Genomic DNA, 18,777 nt, shown 5'->3' with positions numbered 1-18,777 from the left:
CAGAAGCAATCCCCGCCGAGAGGTTCACCATGGCAGGCGAGACCGTCATCACGGTCGTCGGCAATCTCGTCGACGACCCCGAGCTGCGCTTCACCCCGTCCGGTGCGGCGGTCGCGAAGTTCCGTGTCGCGTCCACTCCCCGCATCTTTGACCGGCAGACCAATGAGTGGAAGGACGGCGAAGGCCTGTTCCTCACCTGCTCGGTCTGGCGGCAGGCGGCGGAGAACGTCGCCGAGTCGCTCCAGCGAGGCATGCGCGTTGTCGTGCAGGGCCGGCTGAAGCAGCGGTCGTACGAAGACCGCGAGGGCGTCAAGCGCACGGTCTACGAGCTGGACGTCGAGGAAGTCGGCCCCAGCCTCAAGAACGCCACGGCCAAGGTCACCAAGACCACCGGTCGCGGTGGTCAGGGCGGCCAGGGTGGATACGGCGGTGGTCAGCAGGGCGGCGGCAACTGGGGCGGCGGCCCCGGTGGCGGTGGCCAGCAGGGTGGTGGCGGCGCTCCCGCCGACGACCCGTGGGCCACGAGCGCGCCTGCCGGCGGCCAGCAGGGCGGCGGAGGTGGTTGGGGCGGAAGCTCCGGCGGCTCTGGCGGCTACTCGGACGAGCCTCCCTTCTAGGGCAGCTCGTACTCCCACTTCTTGATCACACAGGAGAAACACCATGGCGAAGCCGCCTGTGCGCAAGCCTAAGAAGAAGGTCTGCGCGTTCTGCAAGGACAAGACCCAGTACGTGGACTACAAGGACACGAACATGCTGCGGAAGTTCATTTCCGACCGTGGCAAGATCCGTGCCCGCCGCGTGACCGGCAACTGCACGCAGCACCAGCGTGACGTCGCCACGGCAGTCAAGAACAGCCGTGAGATGGCGCTGCTGCCCTACACGTCCACCGCGCGATAAGGGAAGGGTGACTGAATCATGAAGATCATCCTCACCCACGAGGTCTCCGGCCTCGGTGCTGCGGGCGACGTCGTCGACGTCAGGGACGGGTACGCCCGTAACTACCTGGTTCCGCGTGGCTTCGCCATCCGCTGGACCAAGGGTGGCGAGAAGGACGTGGCGCAGATCCGCCGCGCCCGCAAGATCCACGAGATTGCCACGATCGAGCAGGCCAACGAGATCAAGACCAAGCTCGAGGCCGTGAAGGTCCGTCTGGCCGTTCGCTCCGGCGACGCCGGCCGTCTCTTCGGCTCCGTGACCCCGGCCGACATCGCCTCGGCGATCAAGGCTGCCGGTGGCCCCGAGGTCGACAAGCGTCGCGTCGAGCTCGGCTCGCCGATCAAGACGCTCGGCGGACACCAGGTGTCCGTGCGTCTGCACCCCGAGGTTGCCGCGAAGCTCGGCATCGAGGTCGTTGCTGCCTAAGGGCACAGCTCACTAGAGCAGGTGTAGGGCCGTACCCCGCGTGGTACGGCCCTTTGCCGTTTCACGTGAAACGGGACCGCTGGCCGGTGGCTCAGCGGGTGGCTCCGGTGACGAGCCACTTGCCCGATCGTGTGCGCAGCCAGAGCGTCACCATGCGGACGGTCATCATCAAGGCCATAGCCCACCACAGCGCGGTCAGGCCGCCGCCGAACGTCGGCACCAGCAGGGCGACCGGGGCGAAGACGGCCAGAGTGACGAGCATGGCCCAGGCCAGATACCGCCCGTCTCCGGCACCCATCAGCACTCCGTCCAAAACGAAGACCACGCCGGCGATCGGCTGGGACAGCGCCACCACCAGCAGTGCCGGGAACAGAGTGTCCCGAACGGACTGGTCGCCGGTGAACAGGGGCACGAACAGCGGTCGAGCAAGGACGATCAGTGCTGCGAACACCACCCCGGAAGCGATGCCCCACTGGACCATGCGGAGGCACGCCTCACGTGCGCCCTTGGTGTCACCGGCTCCCAAGTAGCGGCCGATGATCGCCTGCCCTGCAATGGCGATGGCGTCGAGGGCGAATGCCATCAGGTTCCAGAGGGAGAGGATGATCTGGTGCGCGGCGATCTCAGTGTCGCCGAGGCGGGCAGCGACGGCTGTGGCGATCATCAGCACGGCACGGAGCGACAGTGTACGGACCAGCAGTGGAACGCCTGCCTGGGCGCTGGTCTTGATGCCTGTGGCGTCGGGCCACAGTGAGGCGCCGTGCCGACGTGCTCCCCGTACCACCACAATGAGATAGGCGGCGGCCATGGCGATCTGTGCGATCACAGTGCCCCAGGCCGATCCGGCGATACCGAGCCCGGCGCCGTAGACGAGCCCTGCATTGAGGGCTCCGTTGGCCGCGAAACCTCCGATGGCGACATAGAGCGGGGTTCGGGTGTCCTGCAGGCCACGGAGTACCCCGGTCGCGGCCATCACCACGAGCATGGCCGGGATGCCGAGGCTGGAGATCCTCAGATACGTGGTGGCGTAGGGGGCGGCGGTGTCGGAGGCACCGAAGACGTCTACGAGCCAGGGCGCTGTGGGGAGCGCGATGGCGATGACGAAGATGCCGAGCAGTAGGGCCAGCCAGATGCCGTCCATGCCCTGCCGGATCGCGGAGGCCAGATCGCCCGCTCCGACCTGCCGCGCCACTGCCGCGGTGGTGCCGTACGCGAGAAAGACGAAGACGCTGACGGCGGTGGTCAGCAAGGCGGCGGCGACGGCCAGGCCAGCCAGCTGCGGTGTGCCGAGATGGCCGACGATGGCGCTGTCGACCATCACGAAGAGCGGCTCGGCGATGAGCGCGCCGAAGGCGGGGACGGCGAGCGAGATGATCTCGCGGTCGTGCCGTCGACGACTGGGCGGCGAGGGCGCCGTGGCCTGGATCATGGGGGCCAATCTAATCTTCCACAGGTAATAGATGCAATAGATGAGGAGTCCTTACATTCGCTGCGGATCGACATTCTCCCTTGCGCTGTTTGTCGTGATCTTGTGCTGGCCCGGAAAGTTTTTCTCCCCCACAGCCCGTGGACGGAGAAAGGCCAGGTCAGGGCCCTGGTGATGGGGGTGCTATGAGTTTGTCCACAGTACTGTCCCCCGCTCCGTGCACAGGTTCCGCAGAGTTCTCCACAGCATCTGGTCCGTCGTCCACATGCCCTGTGGATAACCAGATTGGCTGACGGTGCTGAGCGGCCTACCGTGGTCCGGCGCCCGCACCCCGTTCCGGCCCTGGAACCCCGCAGAACTCGACGTGCCGCAACCGGAGTCGGGCGTCTTGTTTGTCGGTGCTGTGTCGTAAGAAAGATTGGCACGGCGAGGTCCGCGGAGCGGACGGGAGGAGGCGGCCGGTGAGCATTTCCGAGCCTTTGGACGACCCCTGGGCCGACACCGGTCCCAGTGACCGTCTGCCTGTTTCCCGCCAGCGCCGCGGCGAAGGCCGGGACCGCGGCGAGCAGCACGAACGCGGCAGGGAGAGCGGTGGATGGGAGGGCGGTTCTTCCGGTTTCGAGCGGGTACCGCCTCAGGACCTTGATGCCGAGCAGTCGGTTCTCGGCGGCATGCTCCTGTCCAAGGACGCCATCGCCGACGTTGTGGAGATCATCAAGGGACACGACTTCTACCGTCCCGCGCACGAGACCGTCTACCAGGCGATCCTTGACCTCTATGCCAAGGGCGAGCCGGCCGACCCGATCACGGTGGCGGCCGAACTGGTCAAACGCGGCGAGATCACCAAGGTGGGCGGAGCTCCGTATCTGCACACCCTCGTCCAGTCCGTGCCAACCGCGGCCAATGCTTCGTACTACGCGGAGATCGTCCACGAGCGGGCGGTCCTCAGGCGGCTCGTCGAAGCCGGGACGAAGATCACGCAGATGGGGTACGCGGCCGACGGCGATGTCGACGACATCGTGAACTCCGCGCAGGCCGAGATCTACGCCGTCACCGAGCAGCGCACCAGCGAGGACTACCTGCCGCTCGGCGACATCATGGAAGGCGCTCTCGACGAGATTGAGGCGATCGGTTCGCGCAGCGGTGAGATGACCGGGGTGCCGACCGGCTTCACCGACCTCGACGCCCTGACGAACGGACTGCACCCGGGCCAGATGGTCGTCATCGCGGCCCGTCCCGCCATGGGTAAGTCCACGCTGGCACTGGACTTCGCACGGGCCTGTTCGATCAAGAGTAACCTGCCGAGCGTGATCTTCTCCCTCGAAATGGGGCGCAACGAGATCGCGATGCGACTGCTCTCGGCCGAGGCCCGGGTGGCGCTGCACCACATGCGTTCCGGCACCATGACCGACGAGGACTGGACGCGGCTGGCCCGCCGGATGCCGGATGTCTCGTCCGCCCCCCTCTACATCGACGACTCCCCGAACCTCTCCATGATGGAGATCCGGGCGAAGTGCCGTCGCCTCAAGCAGCGCAACGACCTCAAGCTCGTAGTCATCGACTATCTGCAGCTGATGCAGTCCGGCGGCTCGAAGCGTGCCGAAAGTCGGCAGCAGGAGGTCTCGGACATGTCCCGAAACCTCAAGCTGCTGGCGAAGGAGCTGCAGCTCCCGGTCATCGCGCTCTCCCAGCTGAACCGTGGCCCCGAGCAGCGCACGGATAAGAAGCCGATGGTCTCCGACCTGCGTGAATCCGGATCCATCGAGCAGGACGCCGACATGGTGATCCTGCTGCACCGCGAGGACGCATACGAGAAGGAGTCCCCCCGCGCCGGCGAGGCCGACCTGATCGTGGCCAAGCACCGTAACGGCCCGACGGCGACGATCACGGTGGCCTTCCAGGGCCACTACTCGCGCTTCGTGGACATGGCACAGACCTGAGCGGAAGCTTTGTAGGGTCTCAAATTTCATGTCGGAGTCTCACGGTCGACGTCGGATAGAAGTCGGATCCGACACCGAGCTGAGATTCGCAGGTCGCTGCCGTACCTCATTCGAGTACGGCATCCCGCTCCGCGAGAGCCCTCAGGATTACAAGCGCCGCGGCACTGTCGATCGGGACTGGCTCATCGAACAGTACGTCCACCGCCGCCGATCCCTGCCGGACCTCGCGCGCGAAACCGGCATGAGCACCGCGAACATGGCCCGCTGGGCCCACACCCACAACATTCCTTTCTGACCACGCGGCGGAGCCAGCCACAACACCGGCCTTCGCACCGCCGACGAAGCCGAGGCACTTCCCGCAGTTCTCCGCAAAGCCCTCACTCGAGTACGACAGCAGGTTCGGGATCACAGCCGAGCTGCCCGTCTCGGAATGGGGAGGCCACGACCCCGAACAACTCACCTCCGAGGAGTTCGAAGAAGTTTGGGGGTTTGCCCGTCGCTAGATCGCATCCCGCCCCAGCTGACCTCTCGGCACCGCGGAGACTTGTTGGCATCATCGCGGCATGACCCCGACCCTTCCCCACACTGTCCGAGCCGTCGACACCGCCCAGCTCCTGGAGCTGGCCCAAGAGGCCGCCATGCACAGCTTCAGTCAGCGGCTCCCGGTCGACTGGCTCCGAGAGCACCTTGCCGGGGAGGCGACGCACTACCTGTTCCCGACGCTCGTGCAGCGGCTCACGCACCGTCCCGAGATGCCGCTGCAGTGGAGGTGCCAGCAACTGCTGACCGTCAACACCGGCGAACAGATCCGGGGTCTGCTCGACGTCCTTCCTGACACCTTCGACAAGATCCCGGAGACCTTGGACACGGCCTCCAAAAAGGACATCGTCAGCCGCATCGAGCGAGCAGTAACCGTGCGCGAGTGGATGGAACGGATGGGTGCCGAAGCAGGTTCGTGACGCCCCTGGGCAGCGGTGCAGCCTGCTGGACAGTCTGAGGAAATGACATCGATCTGAGACAGCCGCCGGCCAGCATGTCCTGAGGCTGGAGACGGACATCCAGGTCACAGCGTCGGCGCATGACACCGAAAGTGAGAACCTACAAGCTTTGTGGGATCCCAGTTCTCGTGTCCTTTTCCCACTCGCGACGTCCATTGCGTGGCCAAAAAAGGACAGGGCAACGGGATTCATGCTGTCCTGTCGCGCTGATGCGGTCAGATTCTCACTCGGTCTCACATGACCTTGCAGTCCCTAACCGGATCGTGTTCTGAGCGGCGACCGCCTTGAGGAAAACACTGGCGGCGGCGAAGCCCGGGCAGAAAACTCTCAGCGTGACACTTCATACGAACGAGATCCTTGTGGATGAGTCGGTCGTCGGGTCGCTGCTGCGGGAACAGCAACCGGAATGGTCCGCCCTTCCCATCTCACCGGCCGGTGAGGGCACCGACAACAGGATGTACCGGCTCGGCGACCAGCTACTCATGCGGCTGCCGCGCACCCCGGACAACGCGAAGGCCGTACGGAAAGAGCAGACATGGCTGCCGCGGCTGGCGCCACACCTTCCCTGTCGCATTCCGGAACTAGTGCACGCAGGCACCCCGAGCTCCGCATTCCCGCTCGCCTGGTCGGTGTACCGCTGGATCGACGGCGATGAAGCCGGCCTGGGATCGGTCACCGATTGGCCCGCCTTCGGGGCCGACCTGGCGGTGATCGTGCAGAGCCTTCACTCCATTCCCCTCATGGGAGCCACTCGGCGGGGCGAGCTCAGCTGGTACCGCGGAGGTGGCCTGCAAGCTTGTGACCGGTGGATCAACGAGTGCTTCGACAACTGCCGGACGATCGAGGGCCTCGACCTCGACATCGCGCACCTGCGACACCTGTGGCAGAGTGCGCTCGCATTGCCCGAGCCATCCGGCCATCAGGTGTGGCTCCACGGAGACCTCAAACCCAGCAACCTTCTGGTACAGCAGGGAAAGCTGCACGCGGTCATCGACTTCGGAGCTCTCTCAGTCGGCTTCCCCGACGCCGAGCACTCGCCTCTGTGGGACCTTCCACCTGGGGCCCGACAGGCATACTGGGATGCCATAAGTCTCGACGACGTGACCTGGCTGCGTGCCCGGGCTTGGGCCATCGGCGTCGGAGTCAGCGGAGTGTCGTACTACTGGGTCACCTATCCCGCCTTCGTCAACGAATGCCTGTTGCGTCTCCGAGCGATCCTGGAGGCTGCTGGCGAGCGGTGAACCAGTCCCGGATGGGGCCTCACCATGAGATCTGGTTCCGCAAAAGCCAACTCGTTTGAGAATGACATCCGCCTCCGTTCCCAAACCACCTGTCAACCCCACAGGTTGGAGATGGGAATTGGGACGCACTTCCGGCTGGCCGGCGAGACGGTCGAGGTCGTGGAGTTCGCCAGCCTGGCCACGGGCATGGAGGTCGTCCTCAAGGACGGGCGCGACCGACTGTCCCGGATGTCGCTGCGCGAGCTGTTGACCTCCGATCGCGCCGAGCTGATCGACGACGGAACGGGCCCTTCCTCCGTCGATGACGGGGACGTCGCAGCCGTGGTGCTGAACCGGCTGACCAAGGACTAGAAGGAGGATCTCCTGGAGCGGGCCGAGCATGTACGGGAGATGCTGACAGGCTACCGCTCCGGCAGCGAGGACCTTGCCCGGCCGGAGGAGCCGCGTCCCCAGTACGCCCTGGGCTTGCCGCTGCAGACCCGCAGACAGCGGGCGCATGACACGGGGGTGAGACAGCCTAAGAACCCGCTGGTCACAGAGGTGCCCTATGCCACGGGCGGCGAGATCCTGCAAGCGTGTGGTCGCGGCGGTCCCGGAGATCCTTGCGGAGGAAAAGACAATGCAGTGAGGTCACCGAGTTCTCGCTGCCGCCAGACTGGCGGCCTTGGTAGCGCGTTGAGCGAAGACGTCCTCACGGCGGTCTGCCATCTGCCGCAGCGCGTCTTTGCGATCCCGCTTGGAGAGCCGGTCGAGATAGGTGTGACCGAAGAGGTGGTCGGTCTCGTGTTGCAGACACCGGGCGAAGTAACCCGTTCCTTCAATGACGAGGGGGTTGCCGTCCTTGTCGAGCCCGCGAGCGACAGCACGATCGGTACGGGGAACCGCCATGCCTGCACCAGGTACGGACAGGCAGCCCTCGAAGTCGTCAATGAGTCGGCGGCTACCCGGATCGGGCAGGACCAGAACCGGGTTGATGATGTGGCCGACATGCCGGATCCCATAGTCGTCCGGGCAGTCATACACGAACAGCCGCAGGTCGACGCCAACCTGGTTGGCGGCCAGGCCGGCACCGTCAGCCACATACATGGTCAGGAACATGTCGTCGATTAACGCCGACAACTCCGGGGTTCCGAACTCGGATACCTCCCGGCACGGATGGCTCAGGATCTCCTCACCGACCACCGTGACCCTGCGAACCGAACCGCGTTCCACCTCCGGTGGCAGTGCCGGATAGGTGTTCACTGGGCGGCCTTGCACACGGACTCGCCGGTCGACGGGACGGGACCGCTCGTGACGAACAGACATGGCTGTCTCCCTTTTGCGTGCGCCACAGATGCCGCGGAGGTCACCGCAGCTGATACCTCCAGCAAGGACTACTGCTTGCCAAAGCCTTTGCAAAGTAGCAGACTTTGCAAAGTGACTGAAGATGACGTCAACACCCCGGACGACCAGACAGCTGGCCTCAGCGAAGAATTGCGCGAGCATGAAGTCCGCACAGCCTTGCTGGACCTACTTGCTGAAGTTGGCACCGTCACGGCGACCGAAGCCGCCTCCCGGCTGGGCTACAGCTCTGGGCTCTGCTCATTCCACCTGCGGCAGCTCGCACGTCACGGATACATCGAAGAGGCCCCCCACAACGGAGGCCGCGCACGTCCCTGGCGTCTGAAGCAGCACGCCCCCGCCGCCGACGGCCCTATGGAACAGCAGTTCGGCGACTTGGCCCGCGGGCTGGAGGACGAGAGCTGGCAGCGATGGCTGATCCAGCGAGACGAGGCGCCGTCCGAATGGCGCCATGACGAAGCCTTCAGCGCCGTCGCCTACCTGACACCTGAAGAGATGAGCCGGGTTGCGGACGTGATCCGACGGGCCCTCGCGCCCTACGAGGATCGCGAACAACGCCCCCTGGCCCGGCCCGACGGCGCTCGACCTGTGGCCCTCATCACCCGGCTGTTTCCCCTGCTTCCCCACACAGCGGACGGCGCGGACCAGGACTGAGGAGCCGTCGGGCGTTTCGCACTTGCTTGAGGAAATGACACGGACCTGAGAGAGCAGGCAGGTGACACGACGTGAGACAGCTTTAAAAAGTCCAGGTCACTGCGGCTGCCGCCGACGATGGCGGGGCGTGGTCCAGGTGCTGTGAAATGGGTTCGCTACAGCTTGGGTTCTGCGGGTAGTTGTTGAGAATGACCTCTCCATCTGAACAGTTGCTCCCCGGTACGCAGCGCGCTCTGCTGCACCGCATCGCCACCGCACAGTCGGAAGGCCGGGCGCCCTCGCTCGTCGCCGCGGTACAGAGGCACGGGCAGGCCGTCTGGAGTGGCTCCCGCAGCTGCGTGGACGGCCATGCACCCGATGCTGACACCCAGTTCAGGATCGGCTCAATCACCAAAACCTTCACGGCAGTGCTGGTCCTGCGGCTGCGCGACGAGGGACTTCTGGATCTGGATGACCCGCTGGAGAAGCATCTGCCCGGCACGGGCGTCGGTGGAGTCACTGTCCACCAACTCCTGGGCCACAGCGCGGGACTGGGCGCCGAGTCACCCGCACCCTGGTGGGAGAGGACCCCGGGCACACTGCGGCCCGAGCTTGCCGATGTACTCGGCGAGCAGACGCGGATGCACACTCCAGGCCGCCGTCACCACTACTCGAACCCGGGCTACACACTGCTGGGCACACTGGTCGAGAAGGTGCGCGCGGCGAGCTGGGCGGAGGTGCTTGATCGCGAGATCCTGGAACCGCTGGGCATGCACCGCACGAGCCCCCAGCCGCAGGCACCGCACGCAGGCGGCTGGGCCGTGCATCCCTGGGCCGATGTCATGCTGCCCGAACCGACCGAGGATCTTGGACTGATGGCCCCAGCCGGCCAGCTGTGGTCGACCACCGGTGACCTCCTCCGCTTTGCGGCCTTCCTCGCAGAGGGGGACGACCGGGTGCTCTGTTCCGCCTCCGTGGAGCAGATGCGTGAACCGGCCGCGCCAACGGAGTCCGGTAACTGGGAGTCACATTACGGTCTGGGTCTTCAGCTCGTTCGGAGAGACGGCCGCACGCTCTTCGGGCACACAGGCTCGCTGCCTGGCTTCCTGGCCGCCCTGTGGTTCAGCATCGAGGACGATGTGACGTCCGTCGTTCTCACGAACACCACGTCGGGGCTGATGGCCGGTGGCGTCGCCGCAGACCTCGTGAAGATCGTCGCCGAGGCCGAGCCCCACATTCCGGAGCCCTGGCGCCCGCTGCCCGAGGTGGACACGGAGCTTCTCGCGCTGGCTGGCCCCTGGTACTGGGGCACAAACACGAACATCCTGCGACTGACTTCGGACGGTGGGCTGGACCTTCAGCCCCTGCCGGGCAATGGTCGCGGCGCACGTTTCACCGCACAGCCCGACGGCACCTGGATCGGTCTCAATGGCTATTACGCGGGGGAGACGCTGCGTATCGTCCGGAACGGCGACGGCAGTGTGAACCATCTCGACGTGGGGTCGTTCGTCTTCACGCGGGAGCCGTACGACCCTGCGGCGGCCGTTCCCGGCGGTGTGGACGAGGGCGGGTGGCGGGGCCTCGGAGCCTGAGCACCACGTTTCACGTGAAACGGGCAGATAGCGCGGCCGACTCAGGCCGTCAACTCCCGTTCCAGTGAGGTACGGAAGCGCGGAGTGATCCGTGCTTGGCCCACCCATTGCGACAGCCGGGATGCTTCCGCCTCGACCATGGCGGTGGCATCCCGGCCGATGTCGGACAGCAGCCGCCAGACCGGCTGCCCGAGCCTGATCCTGCGTTGTTCGTCACTGATGCGGCGCACAGACAACTCCCCGGACTCAAGACTGCGATCAGAGCGCGAGCTTGAAGCCCACGTGGCTGGCGGTGAAACCGAGCCGCTCGTAGAAGCGATGAGCATCGGTCCGGGTCGCATCGGACGTCAACTGGACCAGCCGGCAGTCCTGGCGCCGGGATTCGTCCACGGCCCATTCGATCAGCTGGGTGCCGAGGCCGCTGCCGCGCTCGTCGGTGTGGATACGGACGCCTTCGATGACCGAGCGGGTCGAGCCGCGCCGGGAGAGTCCGGGGATTACCGTCAGCTGCAGGGTTCCGACGACGCGGCCCTCGCGCACGGCGACGACCAGGCGTTGGTTCGGGTCGTCGGTCAGCCGCCGGAATGCGGCGTGGTACGCAGTGAGGTCGTCCGGCGACTCCCGCTGTGCACCTAGCGGATCGTCGGCGAGCATGGCCACGATCGCGGGAATGTCTGCGAGGGCCGCGGGGCGTATTGCCAGATCGCTCATGATCGGCAGAGTACGCAGATCGCGCGGACAGCGCGGGGATTCGCCCGTTCTGCTCGGGGACCTCTTACGGCCTGGTGCACGATAGAGAGTGGATCAGGCCGTTAGCGACCGAAGAGGGCGGCTCACGCGACCTGTACGGGGGTCTTCAGCGGGGTCTTCAGCCCTTCGACCGCCCTGACAAGCGGGGCCAGCTCGGGATTCTTGGCGGCTTCGTCGAGTGCGGCACGCAGCGCGGTGTCATTGGTCGGCTGGGCCTCGGCGAGCAGGGTGAGGCCGGCCTCGGTGACATCGGTGTAGATGCCGCGGCGATCGGTGTCGCAGAGATACCGGGTCAGCAGTCCGCGGTCCTCGAGGCGGGTGACCAGACGAGTCGTGGCGCTCTGGCTGAGCACGACGGCGTCCGCGACCTGCTTCATCTGTAGATGACCGCCGGGACCGTGGTGCTGCCTGCTCAGAACATCGAGCAGGGAGTACTCCCGCACGCTGAGACCGTGCCCGGTCTGCAGCGCCCGCTCGACGCGGGCCTCGATCTTCCCGTGAAGCGAGGAGAGGGCGCACCAGCCCTGGGAGAGGGCGGTCAGTGCGGGGTCTGTAGCTGTCATGGGGTCTCTCCTCCGTCTCGGAGTTGCTTGCATCCAGGATAGGCGACGTCCGCAATAGCGCGCGTTTGCAACTATACTGTGAGCGTCTGCAATTATTGTGTATGCCTGTAAGGTGCAGGCGCAATCTTCAGGGGAGTGAAACCCATGCCGCTCGCGCTGCTCGCCCTTGCCGTTGGGGCTTTCGGTATCGGGACCACCGAGTTCGTGATCATGGGGTTGCTCCCCGACGTTGCTGCGGACTTCCAGGTCTCGATCCCGACCGCAGGATTCCTCGTCACCGGATATGCCCTCGGTGTCGTACTTGGCGCACCGCTGATGACTGTCCTCGGCACCCGCGTCAGCCGTAAGCGCATGCTCATGCTGCTGATGGGGCTGCTCGTCGTGGGCAACCTAGTCTCCGCAGTCGCCCCGGTCTTCGGTGTGATGGTCGCCGGCCGCGTGATCGCCTCGCTTGCCCACGGTGCCTTCTTCGGCATCGGATCGGTTGTGGCGGCCGATCTGGTCGCTCCGCAGAAGAAGGCCGGCGCGATCGCCACGATGTTCACGGGCCTCACCGTCGCCAATGTCGTCGGCGTACCGCTGGGCACCTACATCGGACAGAGTGCCGGCTGGCGGACCACTTTCTTCGTCGTTGCCGGGCTCGGTGTCATCGGCCTTCTCGGTGTGGCCAGGCTCGTCCCCGAACAGCCCCGGCCAGAGGGCGTACGGCTCCGCCGCGAGCTGGCAGCGTTCCGCAATGTGCAGGTCCTGCTCGCCATGGCAATGACCGTGCTGGGCTTCGGCGGAGTCTTCGCCGCGATCACCTACATCACCCCGATGATGATCGAGACCGCCGGATACTCCGCTTCCTCCGTCACCTGGCTCCTGGTCCTCTTCGGGCTGGGCATGGTGGGCGGTAACCTGCTCGGCGGCAAGTTCGCCGACCGCCATCTGATGCCGATGCTGAATGTGTCGCTGGGCGCCCTCGCAGTGGTCCTGTCCCTGTTCACCCTGACCGCCCACAACAAGATCGCAGCGGCCTTCACCATAGTGCTGATCGGGGGTTTGGGCTTCGCCACAGTGGCGCCGCTGCAGAAGCGGGTACTCGACCAGGCAGCCGGTGCTCCAACCCTCGCCTCCGCCGTCAACATCGGTGCCTTCAACCTTGGCAACGCGCTGTCGGCATGGCTCGGTGGCCTCGTCATCGCAGCCGGCCTCGGCTACACCGCACCCAACTGGGTCGGCGCCGCTATGACAGCCTCCGCCCTGGTCCTCGCGGTCGTCTCCAGCGTTCTGGAACGTCGCAGCACGATCTCCCGGGGCCGACTTGTCGCCCAGCACAGCCCTGAACCGGTGGCGTCCCCCGCGCCCCAGCGCTGACCACCCAGCCCTGAACCCGCAAACGGCGGCCGGGTCAGCCCAGGTCGGGCGCGTGCATCGCCCGTACGCCCTCGATATTGCCGTCCAGGTAGTGCCGCAGCGACAGTGGTACGAGATGAACGCCGGCGATTCCCATCCGGCTGAACGGCACGCGTACGACGTCGTACCCCCCGCAGGGATCCTCGATCTCGGGGCCGTGGCGCCGGGACAGGTCCATCGACTCCAGTCGGCAGACGAAGAAGTGCTGGACTTTGACGCCCTTCACTCCGCCGCCCTCGATGTGCTCCACGGTGTCGACGAAACAGGGGACCACATCGGTGATCTTGGCGCCGAGCTCCTCGTCCACCTCACGGTGCAGGGCGTCGACGACGGTTGAGTCCTCGGGTTCGACCCCGCCGCCCGGCGTGAGCCAGTACGGATCCACTCCGGGCTTGGTGCGCTTGATGAGGATGAGGTCGTTGCCGTCGAGCAGGATGGCGCGTGCGGTGCGCTTGACCACAGGACGTTCGGTCATGGCAAGAGAGTGGCCCGCGGAACCGGTTCTGAAACACCTGACCCGCGCCGGACCGCCCTGCGCTCACCAGTCGGCGGCAGCGCGCAGCAGCCACTCGTGAGCCCGCGCGATGTGCGGCAGCGCGAGCGTGCCGGTCCGCACGGCGAGGAAATAGGTGCGCAGCGGAGGTACGGGAGGATTGAGGAGCGCCACCACCTCGCCCCGTTCCAGCGCCCGCTCGCACAGATAGCGCGGAAGTACGGAGAGCCCGGCGCCCGCTGCGGTGCATTCCAGGACCGCCCGGAGATCCGGTGCTATGACGGTTCCCGCGACGGCGGGCCGGCTGTCGAAGACGGCGGCCCAGTAGCGGGAGACGAGCGGCAGGCTCTCGTGCACCTCCACGACCGGCAGCTGGTCCAGCACCACGGGCCCCTTGTGCCGCAAGGCCCCGGGCCTTAGGCGCCCGGCCCAGCGCGGCGCGGCGATCAGCACATGTTCTTCGTCGCAGAGCGGAGTGGCGGTGAGTAGCCCGCCGCGCGGACGGGCCGTCGCAATGGCCAGATCATGATGTCCAGCGGCCAGCCCCTCCAGCGTCTCCTCGGCGCCAGTGAAGAACGAACTGCGCAGAGCCAGGCCCTGGGCGATGAGAGGGGTGAGCGCCGGCAGCGCGCGCATCGATGTGAACTCCGGCGGACCGGCCAGATGTAATGTCCGTATGCCGGACTCCTCATCGAGCTCGGTCTCGGCGATTTCGATCAGCGCGTCCAGATGGGGCGCTGCCCGGTGCGCGAGTTCGTCGCCGATGGTCGTCGGGGTCACGCCGCGGGCCCTGCGCAGGAAGAGGGGACGGCCCAGCTGCCGCTCCAGGGTGCGGATCTGCGCGGTGACCGCGGGCTGGGAGAGGCCGAGCAGGGCAGCAGCCCTGGTGAAGGAACCGGCCCGGTGCACCGTGACGAATGTGCGCAGCAGGGCCAGGTCCATGTCCTGCACCCTCCCACCGTCGCGACACTTCGGACCCGTACAACTATAAATATGTCGATAGGTCGCTGCCGCTCATGTGATTGGACACTGACGGAGAGTCAATTAGCCTTGTTCAGGCGGTTCTCCACGTGAGGAACCGGGACGGTCCGAGCCGCGAGGGGGGGAGGCTCGGACCGTCCATATCACTGATCGGCTCAACTCTCGCCCAGCGCCGCGTCCAGTGCTCGTTCCACGTCGGCCACCAGGTCGTCCGGGCTCTCGGCACCGACCGAGAAACGGACGAAGCCCTCCGGTACCGCGTCACCGCCCCAGCGTGCCCGCCGCTCAGCGGTGGAGCGCACACCACCGAAACTCGTCGCGTCGTCGACCAGCCGCAGCTCGGTCAGAAAGCGCTCGGCCCGCTCGCGGTCGGGCAGCACGAACGACACCACGGAGCCGAAGCGCCGCATCTGACGCACGGCGTTCGGATACGAAGGGTCGGTGGGCAGGCCGGGGTACCGCAGCCCGGTCACCTCCTGGCGCTTGAGCAGCGCCTCGGCCAGGGTCAGGGCGGTGGTGCACTGCCGGTCGATCCGCAGCTCCAGCGTGGCCAGCGATCGGTGCGCGAGCCAGGCCTCCATCGGTCCCGGAATCGCGCCGACGACCTTGCGCCAGCGCCGTACACGCGCTGCCAGCTCGGGATCGCGGCAGGTCACATGGCCGAGCAGGATGTCTCCGTGCCCGGTCATGCCCTTGGTGTCACTGGCCACCGAGAAGTCAGCCCCCAGCTCCAGCGGGCGCTGGCCGAGCGGTGTGGCGAGGGTGTTGTCGACAGCCACCAGAGTGCCGGCCGCATGTGCGGCCTCGGCGAGCCGGCGCACGTCGCAGACATCGAGCCCGGGATTGGACGGTGTCTCGATCCACAGCAGCTTGGCGCCTTCGAGGACTGCCAGCTGGGCATCGCCGCCGGTCGGCGCGGTCCGCACCTCGACGCCGTACGCCTCCAGCTGCTCGCGCACCAGCGGCAGCGCCTGATATCCGTCGTCGGGCAGCACGACCACATCGCCGGTGCGTGCCTGGGACAACAGCACGGCCGACAGCGCCCCCATCCCGGAGGCGAAGACGGTGGTCTCGACCGGCTCCCCCGGCGCCTCCAGCTCGTTGATGGCGCGTTCCAGATGCGTCCAGGTCGGATTGGTGTCCCGGCCGTAGGTGTACGGGCCGGTCGGTTCACCGGAGAGATGGAAGTGCGCGGCGAAGACCGGTCCGGGCAGAGCGGGCTCGAACTGCTCCGGTTCGGGCAGCCCGGCCCGTAGCGCCCGGGTGCCGTCACTCATGGTGTTCATACCGCTTCCTCACTGTCAGTCCTCGTCGGGCAGGACTACGTTCAGTGCCCACGACACGATCGAGATGATCAGACCGCCGAGTACGGCGGTCCAGAAGCCATCGACATGGAAGCTCAGGTTGAACTGACCGGCCAGCCAGGAGGTCAACAGCAGCATGAGCGCGTTGACCACCAGGGTGATCAGCCCCAGCGTGAGGATGAAGAGCGGCAGGGTGAGCAGCTTCACAATGGGCTTGACCACAAAGTTCACCAGGCCGAAGAGCAGGGCGACCACGATCAGTGTGAGTGCCTTGCGCCCGGTGCTGCCGCCGCTCAGCGTGATGTCCTGGAGCAGCCAGATGGCCACGGCCAGCGCACCTGCGTTGGCGATCGTCTTGACTACGAAATTCTTCATGTGTCTGATCGTGGCAGACACGGTCGGTGGCGGACACCGGTCAGGACAGAGGCAAGGGGCGGACAGGCCATGAAGGCATTCAGACTGGACGAGCTGGAGGCGGAACGGGCCGCCAACGACGGCGCGTATCTGCAGTTCGTAAAGGAACGCAACATGTCCGTCGGCCTGTACGCACTGGATGCCGGCGCGCTCGACCCGCAGCAGCCGCACGAGGAGGACGAGGTCTACTTCATCGTCAGCGGCCGCGCCTCGATCACAGTCGGCATGGAAACCACGCAGGTGGGCAGAGGAAGCGTGGTGTACGTACCCGCCGGTGCGGCCCACAAGTTCCACCACATCACCGAGGACCTGCGGGTCATGGTGGTCTTCTCCCCGCCGGAGAGCTGAGCCGCTCCGGCGGAGGACCGAGCTTCGGTCTCAGGGATCCCTAGGGGGTCGATCAGGGGACTGCAAGGGCTGCGGAACCTCCACCGGCCCCCTTTGCGCCTCTAGCATCGAAGTATCGAAACAGGAACTCACAGAGACGAGGCAAGGACGATGGCCGTGCGGGAGATATTCGCGGGGATGCCCTGGTGGGTGAAGTGGATCGCGGTGCCGGTCATCGCGATCGTCGTGTTCGGCGGTTTGATCGCCAGCGTGGTCGGGTTCGTGATCGGTCTGCTCTTCAAGGTTCTGCTCTTCGTGATCCTGGTCGGCGGACTCGTCTTCGTCGTACGCAAGTTCATGTCGTCCTCTTCCTCGCGCAGCGACTGGTAGGACGATCGGAAGCCGGCCTTGCAATCGAAGCCGCATGACGCCGCTCGCTGATTCGCTCCCTATCGTGGGGGAGGTCGTTAGGCCAGCTGAGCTAAGTGCAAGACGAAACGACCCCCCTTGCGGATGCGGCCGATATGGTGGCAGTCCGCTGCCACCACCTGGGAATTAACTGTCCGTCGCCACCCTGACCAGTGGTTTGTATGGTGTTCGGCCTCCGGAGCCCAGTCAAGCGGCGGTCTGTGGGGGTGGCCCCCACAGATGGGCTGACCGCCCGTCACCATGCCTGGGGGTGACCGTTGACCACGGCATCGAGCACAGCTGTCCCGACGCTGATCGGTTCGGTCCAGCGAGCGCTGAGGCTGCTGGAAGCTGTGAGCGCCCATCGAGATGGGGCGCCGGCGAAACAGCTGGCCAGGGAAGCGGGCCTTCCCCTTCCCACTGCCTACCATCTGCTACGCACCCTGACCCATGAGGGCTATCTCCGCCGGGAGAACGGCGTGTTCTTCTTCGGGACCGCCGCTGAGCGCCTGGTCGGCGAGGGTTCGCCGCAGAATCGTCGCAGCAGAATGACCGAGTCGCTGAGGCGCTGGCGCGACACCATCGGTGCACCGGTGTACTGCGCCGTCTACCGCGAGGGTGAGATCGAACTCATCGCGGTCGCCGACAACCCCGCCACGCCCGCGGTGGACGAGTGGGCATCCTTTCGGGAGACCGGGCACGCCCATGCGATCGGCCAGTGTCTACTGAGCCGGCTCGATGAGAAGGCCCGCGAGGACCATCTTGACCGGCACCCTGTGCGGCCGCTGACCCGCTACTCGGTGAGGGACCGCCCAGCGTTTCTTGAGCGATTGCGGTCGTTGGAACGGATTGAACCTGTCATCGAACGACAGGAGTACGCCTTGGGGACGGTCTGTGCGGCCATCCCGATCACGGCCGGATTCACCGCTGCCGCGATGGCGATTTCGGTACCCCTGGAGCAGGAATGTCGGCTACTCCCCGCGGTCGAACAACTACGTAGCGAAGTTGCCGCCCTCTTGCGCTCATTCGTGTTCTCTATCAGTATCTGAAAAATCACTCCTTGTGATCTGCTATCGCGTGCACCACGATGGCGTCAATAGGGCCATGGGGGATCATTCCTGGCCAGATTCATCTACTGCGGGGTTGGACGATGCGCGAGTCGGTTCAAGCTGAGGTCATGATGAGCTTCCTCGTCTCCGAGGAGCTCTCTTTCCGGATCCCGGTGGAGCTCCGGTATGAAGTGTGCGATCCGTATGCGATCCGGATGACCTTCCATCTGCCCGGCGACGCCCCCGTCACCTGGGCATTCGGCCGTGAGCTGCTGCTCGACGGCCTCAACAGCCCCAGTGGCGACGGCGATGTGCATATCGGGCCCACGGAGCCCGAGGGGCTGTCCGACGTGCATATCCGACTTCAGGTGGGCACGGATCGCGCGCTCTTCAGGGCCGGTACGGCACCGCTTGTGGCCTTTCTCGACCGGACGGACAAACTCGTGCCCCTCGGGCAGGAGTGCACGCTGGGTGACTTCGAGGGCAACCTGGAAGAGGCCCTGGGCCGGATCCTCGCCGAGGAACAGAACGCCGGCTGAAGAGCACGGCGCCGCCGA

23 protein-coding genes and 1 pseudogene are annotated in these 18,777 nt (G+C 66.0%); 14 read left to right on the top strand and 10 right to left on the bottom strand.

Annotation, left to right across the window (positions count from 1 at the left end; translation table 11 throughout):
• Positions 1-29 precede the first annotated feature (29 nt).
• Genes ABT115_RS02965 through rplI form a run of 3 tightly spaced genes read left to right on the top strand, consistent with a single transcriptional unit; the run spans position 30 to position 1,362 of the window.
• Positions 30-617: a single-stranded DNA-binding protein gene (locus ABT115_RS02965; RefSeq protein ID WP_351783365.1), complete on the top strand. Its 588-nt coding sequence runs from the start codon at positions 30-32 to the stop codon at positions 615-617.
• Positions 618-660: 43 nt separating this feature from the next.
• A complete protein-coding gene (gene rpsR, locus ABT115_RS02960) occupies positions 661-897 on the top strand; it encodes a 30S ribosomal protein S18 (protein WP_003967857.1) in 237 nt (78 codons plus the stop codon).
• 18 nt (positions 898-915) lie between these two features.
• A complete protein-coding gene (gene rplI, locus ABT115_RS02955; RefSeq protein WP_351783363.1) occupies positions 916-1,362 on the top strand; it encodes a 50S ribosomal protein L9 in 447 nt (148 codons plus the stop codon).
• A 91-nt stretch (positions 1,363-1,453) separates the two neighbouring features.
• On the opposite strand, the gene ABT115_RS02950 is transcribed toward rplI, so the two are convergent.
• Entirely contained in the window at positions 1,454-2,791 is a 1,338-nt protein-coding gene (locus ABT115_RS02950) for an MATE family efflux transporter (protein WP_351783361.1), read from the bottom strand.
• 458 nt (positions 2,792-3,249) lie between these two features.
• On the opposite strand from ABT115_RS02950, the gene dnaB reads away from it, so the two are divergent.
• A complete protein-coding gene (gene dnaB, locus ABT115_RS02945) occupies positions 3,250-4,728 on the top strand; it encodes a replicative DNA helicase (protein ID WP_351783359.1) in 1,479 nt (492 codons plus the stop codon).
• A 106-nt stretch (positions 4,729-4,834) separates the two neighbouring features.
• On the opposite strand, the gene ABT115_RS02940 is transcribed toward dnaB, so the two are convergent.
• Positions 4,835-5,137, bottom strand: a complete 303-nt coding sequence (locus tag ABT115_RS02940; protein ID WP_351783357.1) for a hypothetical protein — start codon at positions 5,135-5,137, stop codon at positions 4,835-4,837.
• Positions 5,138-5,291: 154 nt separating this feature from the next.
• Between ABT115_RS02940 and ABT115_RS02935 the strand changes: the two genes are divergently transcribed.
• The 3 genes from ABT115_RS02935 to ABT115_RS02925 all read left to right on the top strand — a co-directional run bounded on the left by ABT115_RS02935 (position 5,292) and on the right by ABT115_RS02925 (position 7,318).
• Positions 5,292-5,687, top strand: a complete 396-nt coding sequence (locus tag ABT115_RS02935) for a hypothetical protein (protein WP_351783355.1) — start codon at positions 5,292-5,294, stop codon at positions 5,685-5,687.
• Positions 5,688-6,058: 371 nt separating this feature from the next.
• A complete protein-coding gene (locus tag ABT115_RS02930; protein ID WP_351783352.1) occupies positions 6,059-6,967 on the top strand; it encodes an aminoglycoside phosphotransferase family protein in 909 nt (302 codons plus the stop codon).
• A 111-nt stretch (positions 6,968-7,078) separates the two neighbouring features.
• Positions 7,079-7,318 carry a hypothetical protein gene (locus ABT115_RS02925; RefSeq protein ID WP_351783351.1) on the top strand — a complete coding sequence of 80 codons (240 nt, stop codon included), beginning with the start codon at positions 7,079-7,081 and terminating at the stop codon, positions 7,316-7,318.
• 279 nt (positions 7,319-7,597) lie between these two features.
• On the opposite strand, the gene def is transcribed toward ABT115_RS02925, so the two are convergent.
• Positions 7,598-8,272, bottom strand: coding sequence for a peptide deformylase (gene def, locus ABT115_RS02920; protein WP_351783349.1), 675 nt, complete (start codon positions 8,270-8,272; stop codon positions 7,598-7,600).
• Between the two features lie 111 nt (positions 8,273-8,383).
• On the opposite strand from def, the gene ABT115_RS02915 reads away from it, so the two are divergent.
• Both ABT115_RS02915 and ABT115_RS02910 read left to right on the top strand, forming a co-directional pair.
• A complete protein-coding gene (locus tag ABT115_RS02915; RefSeq protein WP_351783347.1) occupies positions 8,384-8,962 on the top strand; it encodes a winged helix-turn-helix domain-containing protein in 579 nt (192 codons plus the stop codon).
• A gap of 188 nt (positions 8,963-9,150) precedes the next feature.
• A complete protein-coding gene (locus ABT115_RS02910) occupies positions 9,151-10,533 on the top strand; it encodes a serine hydrolase domain-containing protein (protein ID WP_351783345.1) in 1,383 nt (460 codons plus the stop codon).
• A gap of 41 nt (positions 10,534-10,574) precedes the next feature.
• On the opposite strand, the pseudogene ABT115_RS02905 reads toward ABT115_RS02910, so the two are convergent.
• The 3 genes and pseudogenes from ABT115_RS02905 to ABT115_RS02895 form a co-directional block, all read right to left on the bottom strand.
• Positions 10,575-10,724, bottom strand: a pseudogene (locus ABT115_RS02905) (winged helix DNA-binding domain-containing protein); the annotation flags it as partial.
• A 67-nt stretch (positions 10,725-10,791) separates the two neighbouring features.
• Positions 10,792-11,244 (bottom strand): GNAT family N-acetyltransferase, encoded by a 453-nt coding sequence (locus ABT115_RS02900; RefSeq protein WP_351783343.1) that lies wholly within the window; start codon positions 11,242-11,244, stop codon positions 10,792-10,794.
• 122 nt (positions 11,245-11,366) lie between these two features.
• On the bottom strand, positions 11,367-11,846 hold the full coding sequence (locus ABT115_RS02895; RefSeq protein ID WP_351783341.1) for a MarR family winged helix-turn-helix transcriptional regulator: 480 nt from the start codon (positions 11,844-11,846) through the stop codon (positions 11,367-11,369).
• Between the two features lie 144 nt (positions 11,847-11,990).
• Here ABT115_RS02895 and ABT115_RS02890 point away from each other — a divergent pair, with 144 nt between their 5' ends.
• On the top strand, positions 11,991-13,205 hold the full coding sequence (locus ABT115_RS02890) for an MFS transporter (protein WP_351783339.1): 1,215 nt from the start codon (positions 11,991-11,993) through the stop codon (positions 13,203-13,205).
• Positions 13,206-13,239: 34 nt separating this feature from the next.
• Here the strand turns inward: ABT115_RS02890 and ABT115_RS02885 are convergent, their stop codons facing one another.
• The 4 genes from ABT115_RS02885 to ABT115_RS02870 form a co-directional block, all read right to left on the bottom strand.
• Complete coding sequence (locus tag ABT115_RS02885) at positions 13,240-13,719, bottom strand: NUDIX domain-containing protein (RefSeq protein WP_351783337.1); 480 nt, start codon at positions 13,717-13,719, stop codon at positions 13,240-13,242.
• Between the two features lie 63 nt (positions 13,720-13,782).
• Positions 13,783-14,679: a LysR family transcriptional regulator gene (locus ABT115_RS02880; protein ID WP_351783605.1), complete on the bottom strand. Its 897-nt coding sequence runs from the start codon at positions 14,677-14,679 to the stop codon at positions 13,783-13,785.
• Positions 14,680-14,873: 194 nt separating this feature from the next.
• Entirely contained in the window at positions 14,874-16,004 is a 1,131-nt protein-coding gene (locus ABT115_RS02875; RefSeq protein WP_351783335.1) for a cystathionine gamma-lyase, read from the bottom strand.
• 15 nt (positions 16,005-16,019) lie between these two features.
• Complete coding sequence (locus tag ABT115_RS02870; protein ID WP_351783333.1) at positions 16,020-16,397, bottom strand: phage holin family protein; 378 nt, start codon at positions 16,395-16,397, stop codon at positions 16,020-16,022.
• A 69-nt stretch (positions 16,398-16,466) separates the two neighbouring features.
• On the opposite strand from ABT115_RS02870, the gene ABT115_RS02865 reads away from it, so the two are divergent.
• The 4 genes from ABT115_RS02865 (at position 16,467) to ABT115_RS02850 (ending at position 18,759) form a co-directional block, all read left to right on the top strand.
• Positions 16,467-16,784 carry a cupin domain-containing protein gene (locus ABT115_RS02865; RefSeq protein WP_351783331.1) on the top strand — a complete coding sequence of 106 codons (318 nt, stop codon included), beginning with the start codon at positions 16,467-16,469 and terminating at the stop codon, positions 16,782-16,784.
• 156 nt (positions 16,785-16,940) lie between these two features.
• Positions 16,941-17,153: a DUF5326 family protein gene (locus ABT115_RS02860; RefSeq protein WP_351396291.1), complete on the top strand. Its 213-nt coding sequence runs from the start codon at positions 16,941-16,943 to the stop codon at positions 17,151-17,153.
• A 296-nt stretch (positions 17,154-17,449) separates the two neighbouring features.
• Positions 17,450-18,220, top strand: coding sequence for an IclR family transcriptional regulator (locus ABT115_RS02855; protein ID WP_351783329.1), 771 nt, complete (start codon positions 17,450-17,452; stop codon positions 18,218-18,220).
• Between the two features lie 101 nt (positions 18,221-18,321).
• Positions 18,322-18,759, top strand: coding sequence for an SsgA family sporulation/cell division regulator (locus ABT115_RS02850; RefSeq protein WP_093895105.1), 438 nt, complete (start codon positions 18,322-18,324; stop codon positions 18,757-18,759).
• Positions 18,760-18,777: the final 18 nt, after the last annotated feature.

The sequence above is a fragment of the Streptomyces sp. NPDC001832 genome (assembly GCF_040297265.1).
In the GTDB taxonomy this organism is placed as follows: Bacteria; Actinomycetota; Actinomycetes; order Streptomycetales; family Streptomycetaceae; genus Streptomyces.
This window is presented reverse-complemented; position numbering and strand designations above follow the sequence as displayed.